Annotated in this window: 16 protein-coding genes; 11 read left to right on the plus strand and 5 right to left on the minus strand. The window is 59.7% G+C overall.

What is annotated here, in order from left to right; all coding sequences use genetic code 11:
- Positions 1–14 precede the first annotated feature (14 nt).
- Positions 15–389 (plus strand): hypothetical protein, encoded by a 375-nt coding sequence (locus LF252_RS17045; protein WP_226270790.1) that lies wholly within the window; start codon positions 15–17, stop codon positions 387–389.
- A 77-nt stretch (positions 390–466) separates the two neighbouring features.
- Here LF252_RS17045 and LF252_RS17050 read toward each other — a convergent pair whose 3' ends face one another.
- Positions 467–1696, minus strand: a complete 1230-nt coding sequence (locus LF252_RS17050) for an alpha/beta hydrolase family protein (RefSeq protein WP_226270791.1) — start codon at positions 1694–1696, stop codon at positions 467–469.
- A gap of 166 nt (positions 1697–1862) precedes the next feature.
- Between LF252_RS17050 and LF252_RS17055 the strand changes: the two genes are divergently transcribed.
- The 4 genes from LF252_RS17055 (at position 1863) to LF252_RS17070 (ending at position 5923) form a co-directional block, all read left to right on the plus strand.
- Positions 1863–2285, plus strand: a complete 423-nt coding sequence (locus LF252_RS17055) for a BlaI/MecI/CopY family transcriptional regulator (protein ID WP_226270792.1) — start codon at positions 1863–1865, stop codon at positions 2283–2285.
- A complete protein-coding gene (locus LF252_RS17060) occupies positions 2251–3582 on the plus strand; it encodes a M56 family metallopeptidase (RefSeq protein WP_226270793.1) in 1332 nt (443 codons plus the stop codon). The genes LF252_RS17055 and LF252_RS17060 overlap by 35 nt, the downstream gene beginning before the upstream one ends.
- A 74-nt stretch (positions 3583–3656) precedes the next feature.
- Entirely contained in the window at positions 3657–4742 is a 1086-nt protein-coding gene (locus LF252_RS17065) for a hypothetical protein (protein ID WP_226270794.1), read from the plus strand.
- A gap of 143 nt (positions 4743–4885) precedes the next feature.
- Complete coding sequence (locus LF252_RS17070; protein WP_226270795.1) at positions 4886–5923, plus strand: hypothetical protein; 1038 nt, start codon at positions 4886–4888, stop codon at positions 5921–5923.
- 125 nt (positions 5924–6048) lie between these two features.
- Here LF252_RS17070 and LF252_RS17075 read toward each other — a convergent pair whose 3' ends face one another.
- The gene (locus LF252_RS17075) at positions 6049–7620 is read right to left on the minus strand and encodes a DHA2 family efflux MFS transporter permease subunit (RefSeq protein WP_226270796.1); all 1572 of its coding nucleotides are present in this window, start codon (positions 7618–7620) and stop codon (positions 6049–6051) included.
- A gap of 79 nt (positions 7621–7699) precedes the next feature.
- Between LF252_RS17075 and LF252_RS17080 the strand changes: the two genes are divergently transcribed.
- On the plus strand, positions 7700–8074 hold the full coding sequence (locus LF252_RS17080) for a four helix bundle protein (RefSeq protein WP_226270797.1): 375 nt from the start codon (positions 7700–7702) through the stop codon (positions 8072–8074).
- Between the two features lie 35 nt (positions 8075–8109).
- Here LF252_RS17080 and LF252_RS17085 read toward each other — a convergent pair whose 3' ends face one another.
- The 3 genes from LF252_RS17085 to LF252_RS17095 all read right to left on the minus strand — a co-directional run bounded on the left by LF252_RS17085 (position 8110) and on the right by LF252_RS17095 (position 11153).
- Positions 8110–9216 (minus strand): HlyD family secretion protein, encoded by a 1107-nt coding sequence (locus LF252_RS17085; RefSeq protein ID WP_226270798.1) that lies wholly within the window; start codon positions 9214–9216, stop codon positions 8110–8112.
- 88 nt (positions 9217–9304) lie between these two features.
- Complete coding sequence (locus LF252_RS17090; RefSeq protein ID WP_226270799.1) at positions 9305–9721, minus strand: universal stress protein; 417 nt, start codon at positions 9719–9721, stop codon at positions 9305–9307.
- A gap of 97 nt (positions 9722–9818) precedes the next feature.
- Positions 9819–11153 carry a TolC family protein gene (locus LF252_RS17095; RefSeq protein ID WP_226270800.1) on the minus strand — a complete coding sequence of 445 codons (1335 nt, stop codon included), beginning with the start codon at positions 11151–11153 and terminating at the stop codon, positions 9819–9821.
- A 249-nt stretch (positions 11154–11402) separates the two neighbouring features.
- Between LF252_RS17095 and LF252_RS17100 the strand changes: the two genes are divergently transcribed.
- The 5 genes from LF252_RS17100 to LF252_RS17115 all read left to right on the plus strand — a co-directional run bounded on the left by LF252_RS17100 (position 11403) and on the right by LF252_RS17115 (position 18100).
- Positions 11403–13499, plus strand: a complete 2097-nt coding sequence (locus LF252_RS17100) for a sigma 54-interacting transcriptional regulator (RefSeq protein WP_226270801.1) — start codon at positions 11403–11405, stop codon at positions 13497–13499.
- 93 nt (positions 13500–13592) lie between these two features.
- On the plus strand, positions 13593–13718 hold the full coding sequence (locus LF252_RS22895; protein WP_262905001.1) for a hypothetical protein: 126 nt from the start codon (positions 13593–13595) through the stop codon (positions 13716–13718).
- Positions 13719–13837: 119 nt separating this feature from the next.
- On the plus strand, positions 13838–15145 hold the full coding sequence (locus LF252_RS17105; protein ID WP_226270802.1) for an AAA family ATPase: 1308 nt from the start codon (positions 13838–13840) through the stop codon (positions 15143–15145).
- Positions 15146–15158: 13 nt separating this feature from the next.
- Positions 15159–16190, plus strand: coding sequence for a 5-methylcytosine restriction system specificity protein McrC (locus tag LF252_RS17110; protein ID WP_226270803.1), 1032 nt, complete (start codon positions 15159–15161; stop codon positions 16188–16190).
- Positions 16191–16447: 257 nt separating this feature from the next.
- On the plus strand, positions 16448–18100 hold the full coding sequence (locus tag LF252_RS17115; RefSeq protein WP_226270804.1) for a TldD/PmbA family protein: 1653 nt from the start codon (positions 16448–16450) through the stop codon (positions 18098–18100).
- Positions 18101–18102 lie beyond the last annotated feature (2 nt).

An 18102-nucleotide genomic window follows, 5' to 3' on the forward strand; every position in this document is an offset into this window, starting at 1 on the left:
CCATGCTGCTTCCAATGAAAAAAACTGTCCTCTTACTGCTCCTTATATGCGTTGGTAGCGCGTTGCTGCAACTGGTGTTTCCCTGGTGGAGCGTGGTGCCGCTGTGCCTAGCGCTGGTGGCGTGGTTTCGGGTTTCGGGCGGAGGTGCTTTCCTAGCGGGTTTACTAGGCGTGGGACTCAGTTGGTGGCTGCCGGCCGCTTGGCTGAATACCCACGGGGCAAACTTATTGGCCGCGCGCGTAGCTACGCTGCTGCCGCTGGGCGGGCAGTCGTGGCTCCTAGTACTGCTCAGCGGTGTATTGGCCGGATTGGTAGGCGGCTTGGCAGCGCTGAGCGGAGCCTTAGTACGCCGGGCCGCTGCGCCACGCAACGCTGCACCAACTGCATAGCTGTTCACATCCACCTTCACAAAAAGGCCCGTCTGGAACCAGACGGGCCTTTTTGTGAATACAGGAATCTACCTGTACTAATACTGAGAGATGAACGCAAAGGCCTGCAGCGTGTAGGTGGCTACCGAGCTGAAGTGGTTGCCACCCTGGATAGGCCGGAGCGTTGCCTGCGTGGCTCCTTGGGCGCGCATGGCGTTGTAGGCATCCTGGGAGTTGAAGTACGGCACGTAATCGTCGGCGGTACCGTGGAACAGGGCTATGGGCGCCTTGGGCTTCCAGTCGAAGATGTCGTTATCGGTAAGGGAGGCGGTGAGGGCCGCATCGGAATCGGTTAGCACAGCCTGCCGGAAAGTAGGGGCAAACAGCGCACTAGCCTGGGTGGGCACTTCACTGAACGGATTAGCCTGCAGACGGGTGGCGTAGGGTTCTTGGTAGTAGTAGCTGTTGGGCCGGCCTAGCTTATACACGCGGTTATAGGTATCCAGCACCCACACGTAGGTGCTCAGAAAGTTGAGCGGCTGCGTGGAATTCATAATGTACTTGGCAAACGCCGACTTATGATAGGCTCCCGCCCCCGGCGCGCTGGCCGTCACGGGCAGTTCCGCAGGGTATTTCTCCTCCAGGTACTTATGCAATGCCATCGTGGCGTAGCCGCCTTCGGAGTAGCCCAACAGGAAATTCTTCTGGTTCACGCTGATACTCTCCTTTTTGCAGAACTCCCGGGCCGCCCGCAACATATCAGCCGAGGCCGAGGCCAACGACGACGCGTGCTCATAGGGATGCGGCAGGGCTTTACTGGCCCCATAGCCAATGTAATCGGGGGCCGACACCACGTAGCCCGTAGATGCCAGCACCGATACCGCCGACCATAACTCACTGCTCTGGCTGTAATACGACGGCGCCCTACTCTCATCATCGGGGCGAATGGTGCCGTGCTGATAGCTGATAACCGGCAGGGCTGTGGTGCTTACCGGCACTAGCAGCGCCCCGGAGGCCGTTACTGTTTGGCCATCGGTGTTGCGGGTAGTGTAGGTGAGGCGGTACACTTTCACGGAGTAGCGCGCCAGAGAACCTACCAGCGGAACATCCTGCACCCGCGCCGCCAACTGGGCCGGCGTGTATTCGCCCAGCAGGGTGCTGCCCGTGAGTATCGTGGCCGGCACGGTCTTGTCGGGCGTGGTAACCGGTGCGGGGTCGGAGGAGGCGGAGCTCTGGCAGCCAGCCCCCAGTAGTACAGTCGTTATCAGGCCTAGCAGGCCTAGTTTGGGCGTGGGCGCCAGGCGGCGCAACCGGGAAGGTAGTAGCACAAGCAGTTGATTAGCTGAATCCTGAATCTGCCTGTACAACAGGTCAAGCCGCATTCCTTGTTCCGAAAACGGTAATAGTTCTGTACCGTAAAAATATTTCAGCTAAAAAATTAGTTGATTGACTAATAAATTAGTTATACTTGTTTACGACTTCACCCAAATAGCAATGGCCGACAACAATTTTCCGGAGCTGACCCGGGCCGAGGAACAGGTTATGCAGGTATTATGGCAACGCGGACCTTCGTTTGTGAAGGACGTGGTGCCGGAGCTACCGCCACCTGCCCCCGCTACCACCACGGTATCTACCATTATCCGCATCCTGGAGCAGAAGGGATTTGTGGGGCACGAAGCTTTTGGGCGCACCCATCGCTACCACGCTCTGGTGGCCCAGGATGAGTACCGGCGCTTCTCGTTGCGCAAGCTGCTGGGTGGCTACTTCGGGGGCTCGTTCACTCGCCTAGTTTCCTTTTTCGCGCAGGAAGAAAACCTGAATGCGGCCCAGCTTGACGAGCTGATGCGCCACGCCCAGGCCTCCACCCCTACCCCACCCGCCGATGAGCCCGACCCTACTACCGAGCACTACGCCTGAGTTGCTGGGCTGGATGCTCCAAAGCGCCCTCTGCCTGGGAGCCTGTTGGCTCCTGTACCGGTGTGCGCTACAACAGGAGCAGTTTTTCCACTACAACCGTCGCTTCCTGCAGTTCACACCCTGGCTGGCGCTGCTGCTGCCACGGCTAGTAAGCGCGGGTTTAGAATACTGGCCCACCGAGCCCTCTTCGGGTGAAGCCGGGGCGGTATCGAGCGGCGGACTGCTACCCGGCCCCACGGTGCAGGCGGTGGGCAGTGTCCTGTACAGTCTGCCCCAGTGGCTGCCGCTGCTGTACCTGGGCGGCGTGCTGCTGATGCTGGCGCTGCTGGCCAGCCGGGTGCTGCGCCTGTGGCTGCGCACCCGGCACCTGCCGCGGGAAATTCGCAACGGCTACGTGCTAGTGCGCACCGGCGGGCAGTTGCCCACCAGCTCCTTCGGGCGCTGGATTCTCTGGGATGAAACCATACCTCTCACCCCGGCCGAGGCCCAGGCCGTGCTGGCCCACGAAATAGCCCACGTGCAGCAGGGCCACACCGCCGAGAAACTACGCCTGGAGCTGGTGCGGGCGCTGCTGTGGCCGGTGCCATTTGTGCACCTGTTTCCGCGGGCCCTGGCGCAAGTGCAGGAGTTTATGGCCGACTCGGCGGCGTTACGGCTGGCTTCGCCGGTTACGGCCTCGCCTACGGCGTATGCCAGTCTGCTGGCCCGCCTGGCCCTGCGTTCCTACCAACCCGATTTACCGCTTACTCAATCTTTCACCCAATCTCTCACCCTTACCCGTATCCGTATGCTTACTCAATCCTCCACCGCCCGCCGCTGGAAACAGTGGCTGCTCCTGCCCCTGGGCACGGCCCTACTGGCCGGGGTGGCCGCCTGCGAACAAGCCGGCGAGTTGCCTCCCCCCCCGCCGACCACCGTGGCCGAGGCTGCCTTGGCTCCGCCTCCCCCGCCCCCACCGGCTCTCTACGAAGGCGATGCGCAAACGCCTCCCGGCTACCCCGGCGGCATGACCCAACTATTGGCCGATGTGATGAAGCGGGTAAAATACCCCGCCGCCGCTAAGCAGGCCAAAGTAGCCGGGGCCGTTTTCGTGCGGTTTGTCGTGAATGACAAAGGGCTCATTCAGGATGCGGAAGTAATGAAAGCCCCCAGCGGGCCCGAAGCCGCCGTGGAGGCCTTGAAATCAGAAGCTCTGATGGCCGTGAAAACGCTGCCCGGCCGCTGGACTCCGTGCCAGCGCGACGGTAAGGCCGTAGCCGCTCGCTACACTATTCCTATCACTTTCGCGCTGAAATAACTATTCGCACTATCCACTACTCAAACCGCTGCGCACCGTTGGGTGGGCAGCGGTTTTGCGTTTCGGGCCGTATATTGGTTCTCACTGTTCGGCTTACCTGGGCAGTGCAGGCAGTGGCAGTGGTCGATTTTCGGCCCGGTGGTGCAATGAGTGACGTAATGCAGCAGATAGTACCAATATCTTCCGTGAAGTGGCTGGGCCCGCTTGGGGTCAGCCTGAGTATGCTGGCGAGTTGGGCCCTGACTGGGTGCGACGCCACTCCCGGCAAAGCTCCCAGCAAACCCCTGACGGCCGCCGAACAACTCCGCCGCAAGCGGTTGCTAGTGCACCGCGACTCTCTGCGGGCCGACAGTATCGCGCAGGCCGGGGGGCAACTCCCGGGTGCCGTACTGCCCGATAACCGCATTGTGGCCTTCTACGGCAACCCACTGCACAAGAGCATGGGTATTCTGGGCCAGTACCCCAAAGATGAGATGCTGCGCCGCCTGCGGGTGCAAACAACCGAGTGGCAGCAGGCCGATAGCCTGCCCGTGCTGCCCGCCCTGCACATGACGGCCGTTATTGCCCAGCGAGATTCCGGGGCCGACGGTAAATACCGTCTGCCCTTGCCCGACAGTACCATCCGGCGCGTAATTCGCTGGGGGCAGGAGCACAAGACGCTAGTGTTTCTGGATGTGCAGGTGGGACTGTCTGATTTGCAGCACGAACTGCCCCCGCTGGCCCGCTACCTGCGCCTGCCCTTTGTGCACTTGGGCATTGATCCGGAGTTTTCCATGAAATCGGGCCGGCGGCCGGGCACGGAGGTGGGCGAGTTTGATGCCGCCGACATCAACTACGCCCGCCGCTTTCTGGCCCGGCTGGTGAGTGAAAACCAGCTGCCGCCCAAGGTGCTGGTGGTGCACCGCTTCCGGCAGGATATGGTCACGAACTACCAGAACATTGAGTTGGACCCCCGCGTGCAGATTGTAATGCACATGGACGGTTGGGGCACGCCCAGCATCAAGCGCAGCTCCTACCGCAAGTTTATCAAGAAGGAGCCCGTGGAGTACGCCGGTTTCAAACTGTTCTTCCGCAACGACCAGCGCCCCGGCTCCCGGCTCATGAAGCCCCGTGAGGTGGTCAGTCTCTCACCCACGCCATTGTACGTGCAGTACCAGTGAGGGCTTAAACCGATGAGTGCCGGCAGTTGCGCTGGCTAGCACTAAAGCTCGACTGTAGCTTACAATTTCGCTAATTCACTATTTCACCTCTGGGAAACCCGTAACTTCGCTGCGTTTCCCCGACTTCAATTCATTTCCACTCAGTGTCTTATTTCCGGACCCTTACCCGCCTGACGGCCCCCGCGCTGGCCTCCCTGGGCCTCGCCTTTACCCTCACTACCCTGCCCGGCTGCGGCTCCCGTTCCGGCACCGATTCGGAAAACCCCACGGCTGTGGCTGATACCACCAAGCCTGCTGTGGTTGACACGCTGAAGCTGAAAATGGAAGCCATGCGCCGCGACTCGCTCAAGGCCGACTCCATTGCTCGCAAAAATGGGCAACTGCCGGGCGCCATCCTGCCGGGCCACCGCATTGTGGCGTTCTATGGCAACATCCGCTCGAAGGGCATGGGTATTCTGGGCCGGGAACCGAAGGAGCAGATGTTCCGCAAGTTTGCTGGCGTATTGAAGGAATGGCAAGCTGCCGACCCCTCTATTCCGGTGCAGGCCGCGCTGCACAACGTGACCATCACGGCCCAGGGCACCCCTGGCAAGGACGGTAAGTGGCGCCTGATGAACTCCAAAGCCACCATCGAAGAGGTTATTTCGTGGGCCCGGGAGCACAATTGCATTTTGTTTCTGGATGTGCAGCCCGGCCACAGCACCCTGCAAGTGGAGGTGCCCAAGCTGGAGCAGTACCTGAAGCAGCCCGATATTCACCTGGGCATTGACCCCGAATTCTCGCTGGCTACCATGCCCGGCGTTCGGCCCAACCAGCGCATCGGTACCCTCGATGCCAAGGATGTGAACTGGACCATCAATTACCTGTCGCGCCTGGTGAGTGAAAACAAGCTTCCGCCTAAAGTGCTGACGGTACACCGCTTCACGCGGAAGATGATTACCAACTACAAAAACATCAAGCTCGACCCCCGCGTGCAAGTGGTCATGCACATGGACGGTCACGGCAACCCCGTCCTGAAAAAGGACTCGTACCGTGACTACATCCAGGCTGAGCCGGTGCAGTACACGGGCTTCAAGCTGTTCTACGAGTACGATGGCCGTCCCGCTCCCCACCACATCATGACACCCAAGGAGGTTCTAACGGAGCTGACACCCAAGCCGCTGTACATTCAGTACCAGTAGTAGGTAGGGATAATAGGTAGGCGTTTTCTACCTCCAAACCTGCTCTCCATAAACAATAAAAAAGCCCCGACCGGAATCCGGTTGGGGCTTTTTTATTGACCAAGACTTCTAAACTCACACCGAATTTAGTGTGCGGCGTTCAGGTCCACCTTCTCGCCCGGTTTAGGGCGCTGCACCAGCAGAATCAGGGGCAGGCAGAGAAGGAAGAAGGTACCAATCATCAGGAACGTTTGAGCGTAGGTGACAATGGAAGTCTGCTTCATAATCATGCCGCTGAGAGCGGCGAAAGCCTGCTGCTGGGCATCAATAAAGCTGGCACCTTTGCTCATGAAGCTGGCCGTGAGACCCTGCAGGCGCTGCTGGGTTTCAGGGTCGTAGAGCGAGACATTGGTGGCAATGCCTACCCGGTTCTGGGCAATGGAGCGCTCCAGGTAGGTACCCACCAAAGCCACCCCGAAAGAACCACCCAGCTGACGAATCATACCGGTGAGGCCGGCGGCCTGGCCCGCATCCTTCCCGCTGATGCCGCTCAGCGACATGGTAGTGATGGGCAGGAACAACAGCGCCAATCCGAAACCACGCAGAATCAGCGGCCAGAAAAAGTCACTTTCACCGGCGGTGGGCGAAATCTGGGTACTCATCCAGTAAGAGAAGATGAAGAAGATGGTAAAGCCCACCGGCAGGATGTACTTCTGCGGGATACCGCCCTGAATCATCTTACCTACCACTGGCATCATAAAGCCCGAAAGCAATGCTCCTGGTAGCAAGAGGTAACCGGTTTGCTCGGCCGTAAAGCCCAGAATCCGCTGGCAGAAAATGGGGAATACGAACACTGAGGCAAACAGCCCGAAGCCCAGAATGAACGACAGGAACGCCCCAATAGCCAGGTTTCGGCTGCGCGTGAGCACCCGCAAGTCCACAATGGGTTGCTTGGCCGTGAGTTCGCGCCAGATAAAGCCCACCATGCCCACCACAGCCATCAGGGTGAAGAAGTTAATGTACAGGCTCTCAAACCAGTCTTCGGTTTCGCCCTGCTCCAGTACCAGCTGCAACGAGCCCACGCCCAGAATCAGCAGGAAAATACCAGCCCAGTCAATTTCGCGCAAAGGCCGCGGAATGGCATTTTTGATGCGCTCCGGGTCCCGAATGAACAGCACGGTGAAGATGCTGGCCAGAATACCTACCGGCACGTTCACGTAGAAAATCCAGGGCCAGTCGTAGTTATCCACAATGAAGCCACCCAGCGTAGGGCCAATGGTGGGGCCGATAATTACGCCCATCCCGAACAGGGCCTGCCCCAGGGGGAGCTGCTTGGGCGGGAAGGTATCAATAAGAATAGCTTGGGAAGTGGCCATTAGAGCGCCACCGCCAATACCTTGCACAAAGCGAAATGCCACCAGTTCCCAAATATTGGTACTCTGTCCGCACAGCATCGACGCAATGGTGAACAGAATTACCGAGAACAGATAGTAATTCTTACGGCCGAACTGCTCGGCCAGGAAGCCCGTCATCGGAATGACGATTACGTTGGCAATGCCATAGGAGGCCACCACCCAGCTTACTTCCTGCTGCGTGGCCGAGAGGTTACCCATCATCTGGGTAAGGGCCACGTTTACAATGCTGGTATCAATGAGTTCCAGCAAGCAGCACATCACCACCGTAATGACGATGATCCACTTGGTAAATCCGGTTTCCATGCGGTGAATGAGTAAATGAGTGATTGAGTGAAGTATTTTCAGAACTTCCTTTTCACCTCATATAAGTAATATGGACAATGTGAGTAAAGCCGATTTTAACCAGGAATTTCGTTCCCGTACTAAAGCCGCTTCATTGCGAATTATCCGGTTGTATCAGCAACTACCTCATACAGGCGAGTCCCAGGTAATTGGCAAGCAATTGCTACGCTCTGCCACATCTGTGGCCGCAAATTATCGGGCTGCTTGTCGAGGGCGTTCAGGTGCCGAATGGTATGCCAAAGTTTCCATCTGCGTTGAAGAAGCCGATGAAACACAGTTTTGGCTGGAGCTGCTCGGCGACGCTGGAATTATTTCCAAGACCCGCTTAAAAAGTCTGGAAGGAGAGTATCTTCAGATTGTTTCTGTGCTAGCCACAGCTCGGAAATCGTATGACCGGCGTAAGAATGGCGAATGAGTGAAGCTCTTTCACTTCACTCACCCACTCATTCACTATTTCACCTTCACCGTGGCCGTTACGCTCATACCGGCGCGCAGGGGGTGCTCGGGGTCTGCTTTGTCGAGTACCACTTTCACGGGTACGCGCTGGGTTACTTTCACGAAGTTGCCGGAGGCGTTGTCGGGGGGCAGCAGGGCAAAACGGGCGCCGGTTGCGGCCGACAGTGACTCAATGTGGCCCTTGAACTCCTCGTTGGGGTAGGCATCTACTTCCACTTCCACCGGCTGGCCCACTTTCATGTTTTCCAGCTGGGTTTCTTTGAAGTTGGCAATAATCCAAGTATCGCCGCTGGCTACCAAGCCCATCAGTTGCTGGTTGGGGCTTACCAGCTGGCCGGGCTGCACATTTTTCTTGCTCACTACCCCGTTGGTGGGCGCCACAATGGTGGTATAGCTCAGTTGCAGCTTGGCGTTGTCGAGGTCAGCCTGGCGCTGTTTCACCACGGCTTCGGCCACGGCTACCTGCTGCTGAGCGGCGGCTACCTGCTGCTGGGCCACACGCACCTGCTGTTGGGCCGTAGCCCGCTGGGCGGTAGTCGATTTCAGGTTGGCCTGCACGGCATCGTACTCGCTTTGCGGGATGATGTCCTCTTTGCGCAGAAACTGGCTGCGTTTCAGGTCTTTTTCGAGGCGGGAGCGGGTAGCGTCGCTGACGCCAATGGCCGTTTGGGCCGAGCTGACATTGGCCGAAGCCGTACCCACGGCGGCGCGGGCCGCTACTACATTGGCCTGGGCAGCAGCCAGGGCAGCTTCCGCGGCATTCACGCGCTGCTGGTAGTCGGCGGGGTCTACGGTCAGCAGCACGTCACCTTTTTTCACGGGCTGGTTGTCCTGCACCTTTACTTCCATTACCGGACCCGAAACCCGGGGCAGAATGGGGTATACGTCGCCTTCTACCTGGGCGTCGTCGGTTTCTTCGTGGGTCTGGCCAAACTGGTAACGCTGCCAGCCGAAGTAGCCGCCTACCAGCAGTACCAGCGCCAGAATAACGAAAATAATCGGGCGCTTCGAGCGGCCCTCGGGCTGCTCGTCCACTACCGGCTCGTAAGCCGCAGATTGCGTGGGAGCCACAGCCGGATCATGTTGAACGGGAGTTGCCATAAGGAGTACTTGGTTGTTCGTTGCTTGAGAGTTGAAGAAGTTGGCGGCCGTGTCAGGAACCCAGCCACCAGACTTGGGGAATTGCAGTTTATGCCGACTGGCGGTACGCCTGCTGGCAGCCGGGCTTCACCAGCAGCGTAACGCAGGGCGCGGTGCGCACTACGGTTTCGGCGGTGCTGCCCATCAGAAAGCGCGTGAGGCCCGTTTGGCCGTGCGCGCCAATAACAATGATTTCGGCGGGATGACGCCGGGCTTCTTCTACGATTTCGTGGGCAGCATCACCGGAAATCAACGCGGTAGTTACTTGTGCCCCAGCGGCCAGCGCCGCCTCCCGATGCCGGGCCATTTGTTGAGCCAGTACCACGTCATTAACCGATGCACCAGATTCCAGCTCCAATACGTGCAGCAACCGGAGTTCGGCTCCCGTACCTGCCGCCAGCGCGGCTGAGTACGTCACCAACGCCTGGGTAGCCGCCGAGAAATCAATTGGACACAGGATGGTCATATGAGTGAACTGGTGAATGAGTAACTGAGCGAGTGAGTTATATGGAGGAGAGTCAAGAATCAGGAAAACCCGATTCACTCAGTTTCTCATGCACCGCTTACCAAATCTGCTCGCCGGTGGCGCGGCGGAGCTGGTACTGGCCGAGAGTGTAGTTGTAGATGGATTGCAGGCGCGACAGGCGGGACTGGGCCAATTGGGTTTCAGCATCTAGCACATCGAGGTTGGAGCCTACACCGTAGCGGTAGCGGGCCTTAGCCCGGGTTAAGGCATCGGTGGCCTGCGAAATCTGCACCTGCGAGTTGTCGTAGCGGGCCGTGCTGGTTTGCATGTTGTTTACGGCCTGCAGCACATCGGCGCGCACTTGCTCCTGGGTATCCTGGGTACGGGCCTGGGCCCCTTTGATGGCTGATTGAGCCGTGGCGCGCTGGTACTTGTTCCGGTCCCCATCGTAGATAGGGATGCTGAGCTGGGCGCCAGCTACCGTGTTAAAGCGGAACCGCTCCAGATTAGGTACGATATAACCGTTTTTGCCGCCGGCCTGGGCTACCAGGTTCAGGGTGGGCTTGTTACCTACTTCAGCTACCCGTAACTGGGCCGCCGCCGATTCTTCGGCATCCTTTGCCAGCTTTACCTCGGGACGATTGGTGGCGGCGCGGGCCAGGGCGTCCTGCACATCCACGCTCTGGGGGCTGTACTCGAACCGGCCCCGTACGGGCGTTACTTCATTTTCGGGGCGATGCAGCAGACGGGCCAGTTGAATCTCCTGGTTGCGCAGCTGGTTCTGCAGGTCGATGCGGCGGTCCTGAGCCTGGGCGATACGCACCTGGGTAGTCGTTACGTCGAAGTTGGTGCTTACACCCCCTTCTACCCGCTTCTCCATCTCGCGCTGGTGCTGCTTGAGAGAGGCAATCTGAGCGTCCTGCACCCGAATAGCTTCGCGGGCAAACAGGATGCTGTAGTAGCTCTGGGCGGCGGCGTACGCCAGGTCGCGGCGGGTTACGTTAATCTGGTCGGCAGCGGTAAGCGCGCGGGTTTTGGCCGCGTTGATGGCCGCGTTGGCCCGGCCAAAATCCAGCACCGTGTAGCGGGCCGTTACGTGCGTATCGTAATTGTTGGCCGGAGCCAGCTGGAAGGTAGCGTCGCCCAGCGGAATCTTCACCACGGGGTCAATGCGCGTGTAGCTGGCCGTACCATCTACCACCGGCTTCAGGTAGGTGCGGGTTTCGTCGAGGCGGCTCTGGGCCTGGTTTACTTCTTCCTGCAGTGCGTTGATGGCCGGGTTGGCATCCAGCACCGAGCGAACAGTTGTTTCCAGCGACAGGGAGTCGCCGGCAGTAGCAGCGGCAATGGGCACCTGCGCGTGGGCCGCGCTGCCCACCAGCAACCCAAGAGTTGCCAGTAGCGGCGCAGTATGTTGAGGTCGGAAAAGCATATCTAAAACAGCTTATGAATGTCCGCCTTTTACCTAACCACGTGCCAACCCGTTAAAATTCTTTTAATCTGATTCAAAAACCTTCTTTATACACTGCAAAGGCAGATTATTTTTTTCACAAGGCAATTATTGCACTTTCACTATACTTGCTTTTATTCCTGATATTTGAGAAAATTCTATTTTCTATTCCTGATATTTAAGAAAAACAGAGTATTGCCTGTTATCCTATTCCTCTACCTGTTTTGCCGTATGCCAGACCAAGACGACTCTCTGCTACTGTACCTAAACGATGCTATTGCGACTACCCGCAACAAGGAAGACCTGTTCCGAAGCGTTACCAGCAAGCTGCGGCTGATTTTTCCGTTTGATGCCATCACCATCCTGACGTTGGATGCGGAACACCAGTACCGCCGGGTATTTCTGCGCGACTACTTGGGTGAAGTGCTCCTGCCCGACCAGCTTGGGCGTAAATCGCCCGGCCGCACGCCCATTGAGGGCACGCCCGTGGAGCAGTTTGTGCGCCAGCCCCATCTGCACCAGTATGATCTGCAGGAGCTACTCACGCAGTACCCCGAGTACCAGCCGTTTGAGGCCTTGCTTGACAGGGGCATGCGGTACTTTATCGTGGTGCCGCTGCGCACTGGAGGGCACCTGATGGGGTTGCTGTCGTTGGTAGCGCGGCGGCGGCCCAACTTTTCAGTTAACGACGTTGACCTGCTGGAAAAGATTGGGAGCCTGGTAGCCGTAGCCGTAACCAATACGCTGGCGTTTGAGGATATTGCCCGTCGAGAACAGGAAAAATCCATGCAGTTGGCGCTCAACAACGCGTTGCTCAGCATTAAGGAGCGGGGCGAGCTGTTCCGGGCCATTGCCACCGAAATCAGCCGCGTGGTGCCCTGCGACTACTTTGGGGTACGGGTGCGCAAACCTAATTCGCCGGTGCGGGCGCTGGCCGAGTTCAACCGCCAGCCCGATGGCAGCTTTGCCCCCATGGATGAGCACCGCCACGATGCGCTGCCCGAGTGGGCCTCCAACCAAGAAGCGGCGCTGAAGCTGTTTGCCGCCCCAGGCGTGTACGTAGGCGAGGAGTTCAAGGAGCTGACTCGGCGCTTTGAGTTGCTGCGCTTTATTCATCAGGAACGCGGCACCCAGTCGCTGCTATGTGCCCCCCTGAAAACCGGTGACGAACCCACGGCGGCCCTTATTCTATCCAGCCGGCAGCCGTTTGCCTTCACTGATGAAAACCTGGAGCTGATTCAGACTCTGGTGCCACAAATCCGACTGGCTATTCAGAACGTGCTGGCCTTCGAGCAGATTGACGCCCTGCGCACTCAGCTGGAGCAGGAGCGAACCTACCTTATCGACGAAATCAACACCACCGCCGCCGCCCGCCTCGACGACTTTGTGGGCGGCAGCGCCGTGATGCAGCAGGTATATACTCGCCTGGCCCAGGTAGCCCCCACCGATACCACTGTGCTGATAACCGGCGAAACCGGCACCGGCAAGGAGCTGGTGGCCCGGGCCCTGCACAACCTGTCGCCCCGTAAGGAGCGGGCCCTCATCAAAATCAACTGCGCGGCCCTGCCCGCTCAACTAATCGAGAGTGAGTTATTCGGCCACGAGAAGGGCGCTTTCACCGGGGCCCACGACCGGCGCATTGGCAAGTTTGAGCTGGCCGACGGCGGCACCATTTTCCTGGATGAGGTGGGCGAGTTGCCGCTGGATTTGCAGGCCAAGCTGCTGCGGGTGCTGCAAGAAAAGGAGTTTGAGCGCATTGGTGGCCGCCGCGTCATCAGCACCGATGTGCGGGTAATTACGGCTACCAACCGGGTACTGGAGGAAGAAGTAGCCGCCGGCCGCTTCCGAGCCGATTTATACTACCGCCTCAACGTGTTTCCTATCCGGCTGCCGGCGTTGCGGGAGCGGCCCGAGGATGTGGAGCCGCTGATGCGCTACTTCCTGGAGCGCTTCACCAAGCAGATGGGCAAGCCCGTGCGCGGCCTGCGCGAACGGGATTTGCGGGCCCTGCAGCAGTACGGATGGCCCGGCAACGTGCGCGAGCTGGAGCACGTGGTGGAGCAGGCCGTTATTGTGAGCCAGGGGCCGTTTCTGGAGTTTCAGGGGTTTGCCGCCGCGGCTCAGGCAGCCCCCGCGCCTACGGAGGCGGGCGGCCCCGTGAAAACGCTGCGTGAGCAGGAGCGGGACCATATTCTGCTGGCTCTGCGGCGCACCGGTGGCCGCGTGAGCGGCCCCAACGGCGCCGCCCTGCTACTCGATATCAACCCCAAAACGCTGGAAGCCCGCATGAAAAAGCTGGGTATTCAGCGCACCATTACGGCGGGGTAGCAGCGGACATTTCTATTGAATGCTCCGTTGCTTGTTACCCGTTGTGCTTTAGGGCTCGTATACCAAGGCTGTTCACTTTTATCCCAAACACCCATGGCCCAAACGACCAGCACCCCCAAGCATACTGACCCCACCACCAAGCGCGACGAGAAAAAGAACGAGGAAACCAAAACCGACAAGCCCGACGGCAAGCAGAAAACCACGCAGAAAGGCTCCTGATCAGCCTTCCGCCAACTCACAGCAGCCGGGCCGACAGTGCGTCGGCCCGGCTTTTTTGGGCCAATGCCGCGGGACCTTTTTGGCAGGATTCGGCTGTTTTGCCCGTACTTTAGAACTGCATGCTCACTCCTCCGCCCGCGCCGCCCCACCTCACCCGCGAACAAGTACTGCAAGCCCTGCGTCAGCTTGACCGGGAAGGGCCGCGCATGCCCCTGAGCACCGTGTATGATTTGGTGTACCGGGGCAAGCGGTACGCGCCCCGGGCGGTGGCCCAGCTGGCGTACCGCCTGGCGTTGGGGCAGCCAGAGGCGGCCTGGCCCCTGCCGGCCGGGGCCCCTACCAACCGCGTGCTGGAGCAGCTCAGCTTCACTATTGCCACCAAGCGTCCCACCCTAGAAAACTCGGCGGTGCTGGATGGTGACGTAGCGGCCCAGGAGCAGATGCAGGAACTCTACACCGGCCCGGCCCGGGAGCCGGTAGTAGTAAAAAGCCGTAAACACTCAGCCGCGCAGGTGCAGGAGCCTATTCCGGCTTATGAGCCGACTGCTCCGGCCATGCCTTACACCCAGGCCGATGCGCTGCGGGAGCTGTTCATGAGTGAGGCGGAGCTAACGGCGGCGCAGGCGGCCCTGCACCGCCGCCGCAACGTGCTGTTGCAGGGCCCGCCCGGCACCGGCAAAACGTTTCTGGCCCGGCGGCTGGCCTGGCTGGAGCTGGGGGCCACGGATGCGAGCCGGGTGGAGTTAGTGCAGTTTCACCCCAGCTATAGCTACGAGGATTTTGTGCAGGGCTTCCGGCCTGATGGAGCCGGGGCGTTTCAGCTGCAGGATGGCATTATGGTCTCGTTCTGCCAGCGCGCCGCCCAGGACCCCGGTCGGCCGTATTTTCTGCTGATTGACGAGCTGAACCGGGGCCACGTAGCCCGTATTTTCGGGGAGTTGCTGCTGCTGCTGGAAGCCGACAAGCGCGGGCCGGCCCACGCCGTGCGCCTGCCCTATGCCCCGGCGGGTAGCCCGCCGTTCTTCGTGCCCGACAACGTGTACGTCATCGGCACCATGAACCTGGCCGACCGGAGCCTGACTCCCCTAGATTATGCCCTGCGCCGACGCTTTGCCTTCGTGTCGCTACACCCGGAGTTTGGCTTGCCGCTACAGCAGTTTCTGGCGGCGGCTGAGGTTCCGGCACCCGTCATTCAGCAGTTGACTTCGCGCCTTATTCAGCTCAACCAAACCATTGCCGAAGACCCCGATTTAGGCCCTGATTTCTGCATTGGGCATAGCTACTTCTGCCAGCCGCCAACGAACCCGGCCGAAGCCACCGACTGGCTGCAGCTGATTCTGGAGCAGGAAATTGCGCCCTTGCTGGATGAGTACTGGCTGGACCAGCCTGCCAAAGCAGCCCAGCAGAGAAAACGGCTGCTGGCCTGAACCAGGCACCCGTATGATTCCCGTTCAAAACCTCTACTACCTGCTCTGTTACGCCTGGAACCGTCTTCCGGAGCCAAGCGAACTGCAGAGTGTGAGCGAGCAGGAGTTCCACCGCCCCCTGGAGCTGCTCACCTACGTGCTGTTGCAAGCCACCCTCCGTCAGTTGCGCCGGGGCCTGCCGGCAGCGTACTCCGAGAACACCGCTGAGCTACCCGAGTTGCGGGGCCGGGTATTGCTCACGCCTACGCTGCGTCAGGATTTGCTGCGGCGGGGCCGGGCCGTGTGCACGTTTGATGAGCTGGATACCAACACCCTGCTGGCCAGCCTGCTGCTGGGCACCCTGCAACGCCTGGGCCGCACTGCCAGTCTGCCTACCACGCTCCGCCACGAGGTACGGGCCTTGGTGCGGCAATTTCCGGCGGCCGTGGTACCGCAGCTGCCCACGCGCGCCGGGCTGCTGGCTGCCCGGCGGCAGCGCCCAGCCGGGGCCTGGGCTTTTCTGCTGAACGTGTGTGAACTGGTGCAGGCCAGTGCCCTACCCGAGCCGGACGCCGCCGGCCCCACCCGCTTCCGTGACTTCCGCCGCGACGAAGTGCTGATGGCCCGCTTGTTTGAGCAGTTTGTGCGCAACTTCTACCGGCTGGAGCAGCGCCGCTACCGGGTGCTCAGCGAAACCATTCAATGGCAGGCCCACGCGGAAGACGAGGCCGGCTTAGCGCTGTTGCCCGCCATGATTACGGATACCACGCTGGAAAGCCCGGATCGGAAAATTATTCTGGATACCAAGTACTACGCCTCGGCGCTGCGCCAGCGCTACAATCAGCAAAAGCTGATTGCGCCACACTTGTACCAGCTGTACGCCTACCTGCAAAACCAAACTGCACCTCCGGGGCAGCAGCTGGAGGGCATTTTGCTCTACCCCGCCGCCACGCAGGCTGTGAATATGCGCTACACACTCGGCGGCCACCCCGTGCGCATCGTCACCATCGACCTGGCTCAACCCTGGCCCCAGATTGCTGCTGATTTGCTGACGCTGGTTCAGTAGCGCGCAGCTTCGCTTCGCGCACGAACGGAGCGAGTACCGAGCGTGTAGTGCTTACGCTCCGGGAACTCGCCTGCAACTCGTGCGCAAGGCGGAGCTAGGTACTGCTCACAGTCATTACAAAATTTGTAATAATTACCGGGCTAGGAGCGGAGAGATGCAGCCCCAATACGGCTTTTTTGTCCGTAGGTTGCAATTGCAGCGGCTTCTGGCTAACATTCCTGCAAATTCCTCCTCCACTCACCAAAATCCTCATTTCCTTGAACAGACGCGACTTTGTAGGCCTGACGGGCCTGGCGGCTGGCGCCCTGTGGCTACCAACGGTGCCCGCCCTCGGCGGCTCTCTGGTTGACCCCGCCCGCCTGCTGGAGCCCGGCCTCGACCCCGCCGTGAAAAAACGCCTGGCCGACGCGGCCCTGAACGCCGCCAAGTCGGTGGGGGCTACTTACGCCGATGTGCGCATTGGTCGTTACCTCAACCAAAGCGTGTTTACCCGCGAAAAGCAGGTGCAGAACATTGCCAGCGGGGAGAGTTTCGGGGCGGGTATCCGGGTAATTGCCAATGGCACCTGGGGCTTTGCCTCTACCAACCAGGTAACGGAGGCCGGCATGGCCAAAGCCGCCCAGCTGGCCGTGCAGATTGCTAAGGCCAACGCCAAAGTGCAGAAGGAGCCCGTGAAACTGGCTCCCCAGCAGGGCTACGGCGAGGTTTCCTGGAAGACACCCATTCAGGTAAACGCCTTCGAAGTACCGGTGAAGGACAAAGTGGACCTGCTGCTGGCCGCCAACGCCAAGGCCCTGGAAAACGGCGCGTCCTTCGTGAATTCGGCCCTGTTCCAGATCAACGAGCAGAAGTACTTCGCCAGCACCGACGGCTCCTATATCGACCAGGACATTCACCGCATCTGGCCCAACTTCTCGGTAACGGCCATCGACCGGGCTTCGGGCAAGTTCCGCACCCGGGAGGCCCTCAGCTCGCCCATGGGTATGGGCTACGAGTACCTGCAGCCCAAAGCCCAGGACAAAATTGCCGGTCCGGCCGGCACTGGCTTGGTAGGCTACAAGTACAGCTACGATATCCTGGAAGACGCTGCCCTGGCCGCCAAACAAGCCAAGGAAAAACTCACGGCCAAGAGCGTAGTACCCGGCAAATACGACCTGGTACTGGACCCCAACCACCTGGGCCTGACCATCCACGAAAGCATCGGCCACGCCACCGAGCTGGACCGCGTGCTGGGCTACGAGGCCAACTACGCCGGCACCAGCTTCGCTACGCTGGAGTGGAAAGCCAAGAATCAGCCTTACGGCTCCAAGCTGGTGAACATTGTGGCCGATAAAACCCAGCCCGGCTCTCTGGGTGCGGTGGGCTTTGATGATGAAGGCGTAAAAACCGGCCAGTGGGACATCATCAAGGATGGCAAGCTGGTGGACTATCAGAAAATCCGGGACCAGGCGCACATTGTGGGCCAGAACAAGTCAGACGGGTGCTGCTACTCCCAGTCGTGGCAGGATGTGCAGTTTCAGCGCATGGCCAACATCAGCCTGCAGCCCGGCAAGGAAAAGCTGAGCGTGGACCAGATGATTTCGGGCGTGGACAAGGGCATTTACATTGCCGGACGCGGCTCGTTTAGCATCGACCAGCAGCGATACAACTCCCAGTTTGGCGGCACGGTGTTCTACGCCATTGAGAAAGGTAAAATTGCCGGTATCCTCGAAGACGTAGCCTACCAGACCAACACGGTAGAGTTCTGGAATTCGTGCGCGGCCATCTGCGACCAGTCAGATTACCGCTTGTTCGGCTCTTTCTTCGATGGCAAAGGCCAGCCCAGCCAGGTATCGGCCGTAAGCCACGGCTCGGCGCACACCCGCTTCAACTCGGTGAACGTCATCAACACGGCCCGCAAAATCGGCTAGGC

The organism is Hymenobacter pini (assembly GCF_020421205.1).
GTDB classification, from domain to species: Bacteria; Bacteroidota; Bacteroidia; order Cytophagales; family Hymenobacteraceae; genus Hymenobacter; species Hymenobacter pini.

Coding starts and splice junctions, on each gene's coding strand:
- LF252_RS17045 (WP_226270790.1), top strand. CDS start 15: ATGAAAAAAACTGTCCTCTTACTGCTCCTTATATGCGTTGGTAGCGCG.
- LF252_RS17055 (WP_226270792.1), top strand. CDS start 1,863: ATGGCCGACAACAATTTTCCGGAGCTGACCCGGGCCGAGGAACAGGTT.
- LF252_RS17060 (WP_226270793.1), top strand. CDS start 2,251: ATGAGCCCGACCCTACTACCGAGCACTACGCCTGAGTTGCTGGGCTGG.
- LF252_RS17075 (WP_226270796.1), bottom strand. CDS start 7,620: ATGGAAACCGGATTTACCAAGTGGATCATCGTCATTACGGTGGTGATG.
- LF252_RS17085 (WP_226270798.1), bottom strand. CDS start 9,216: ATGGCAACTCCCGTTCAACATGATCCGGCTGTGGCTCCCACGCAATCT.
- LF252_RS17090 (WP_226270799.1), bottom strand. CDS start 9,721: ATGACCATCCTGTGTCCAATTGATTTCTCGGCGGCTACCCAGGCGTTG.
- LF252_RS17095 (WP_226270800.1), bottom strand. CDS start 11,153: ATGCTTTTCCGACCTCAACATACTGCGCCGCTACTGGCAACTCTTGGG.
- LF252_RS17100 (WP_226270801.1), top strand. CDS start 11,403: ATGCCAGACCAAGACGACTCTCTGCTACTGTACCTAAACGATGCTATT.
- LF252_RS22895 (WP_262905001.1), top strand. CDS start 13,593: ATGGCCCAAACGACCAGCACCCCCAAGCATACTGACCCCACCACCAAG.
- LF252_RS17105 (WP_226270802.1), top strand. CDS start 13,838: ATGCTCACTCCTCCGCCCGCGCCGCCCCACCTCACCCGCGAACAAGTA.
- LF252_RS17110 (WP_226270803.1), top strand. CDS start 15,159: ATGATTCCCGTTCAAAACCTCTACTACCTGCTCTGTTACGCCTGGAAC.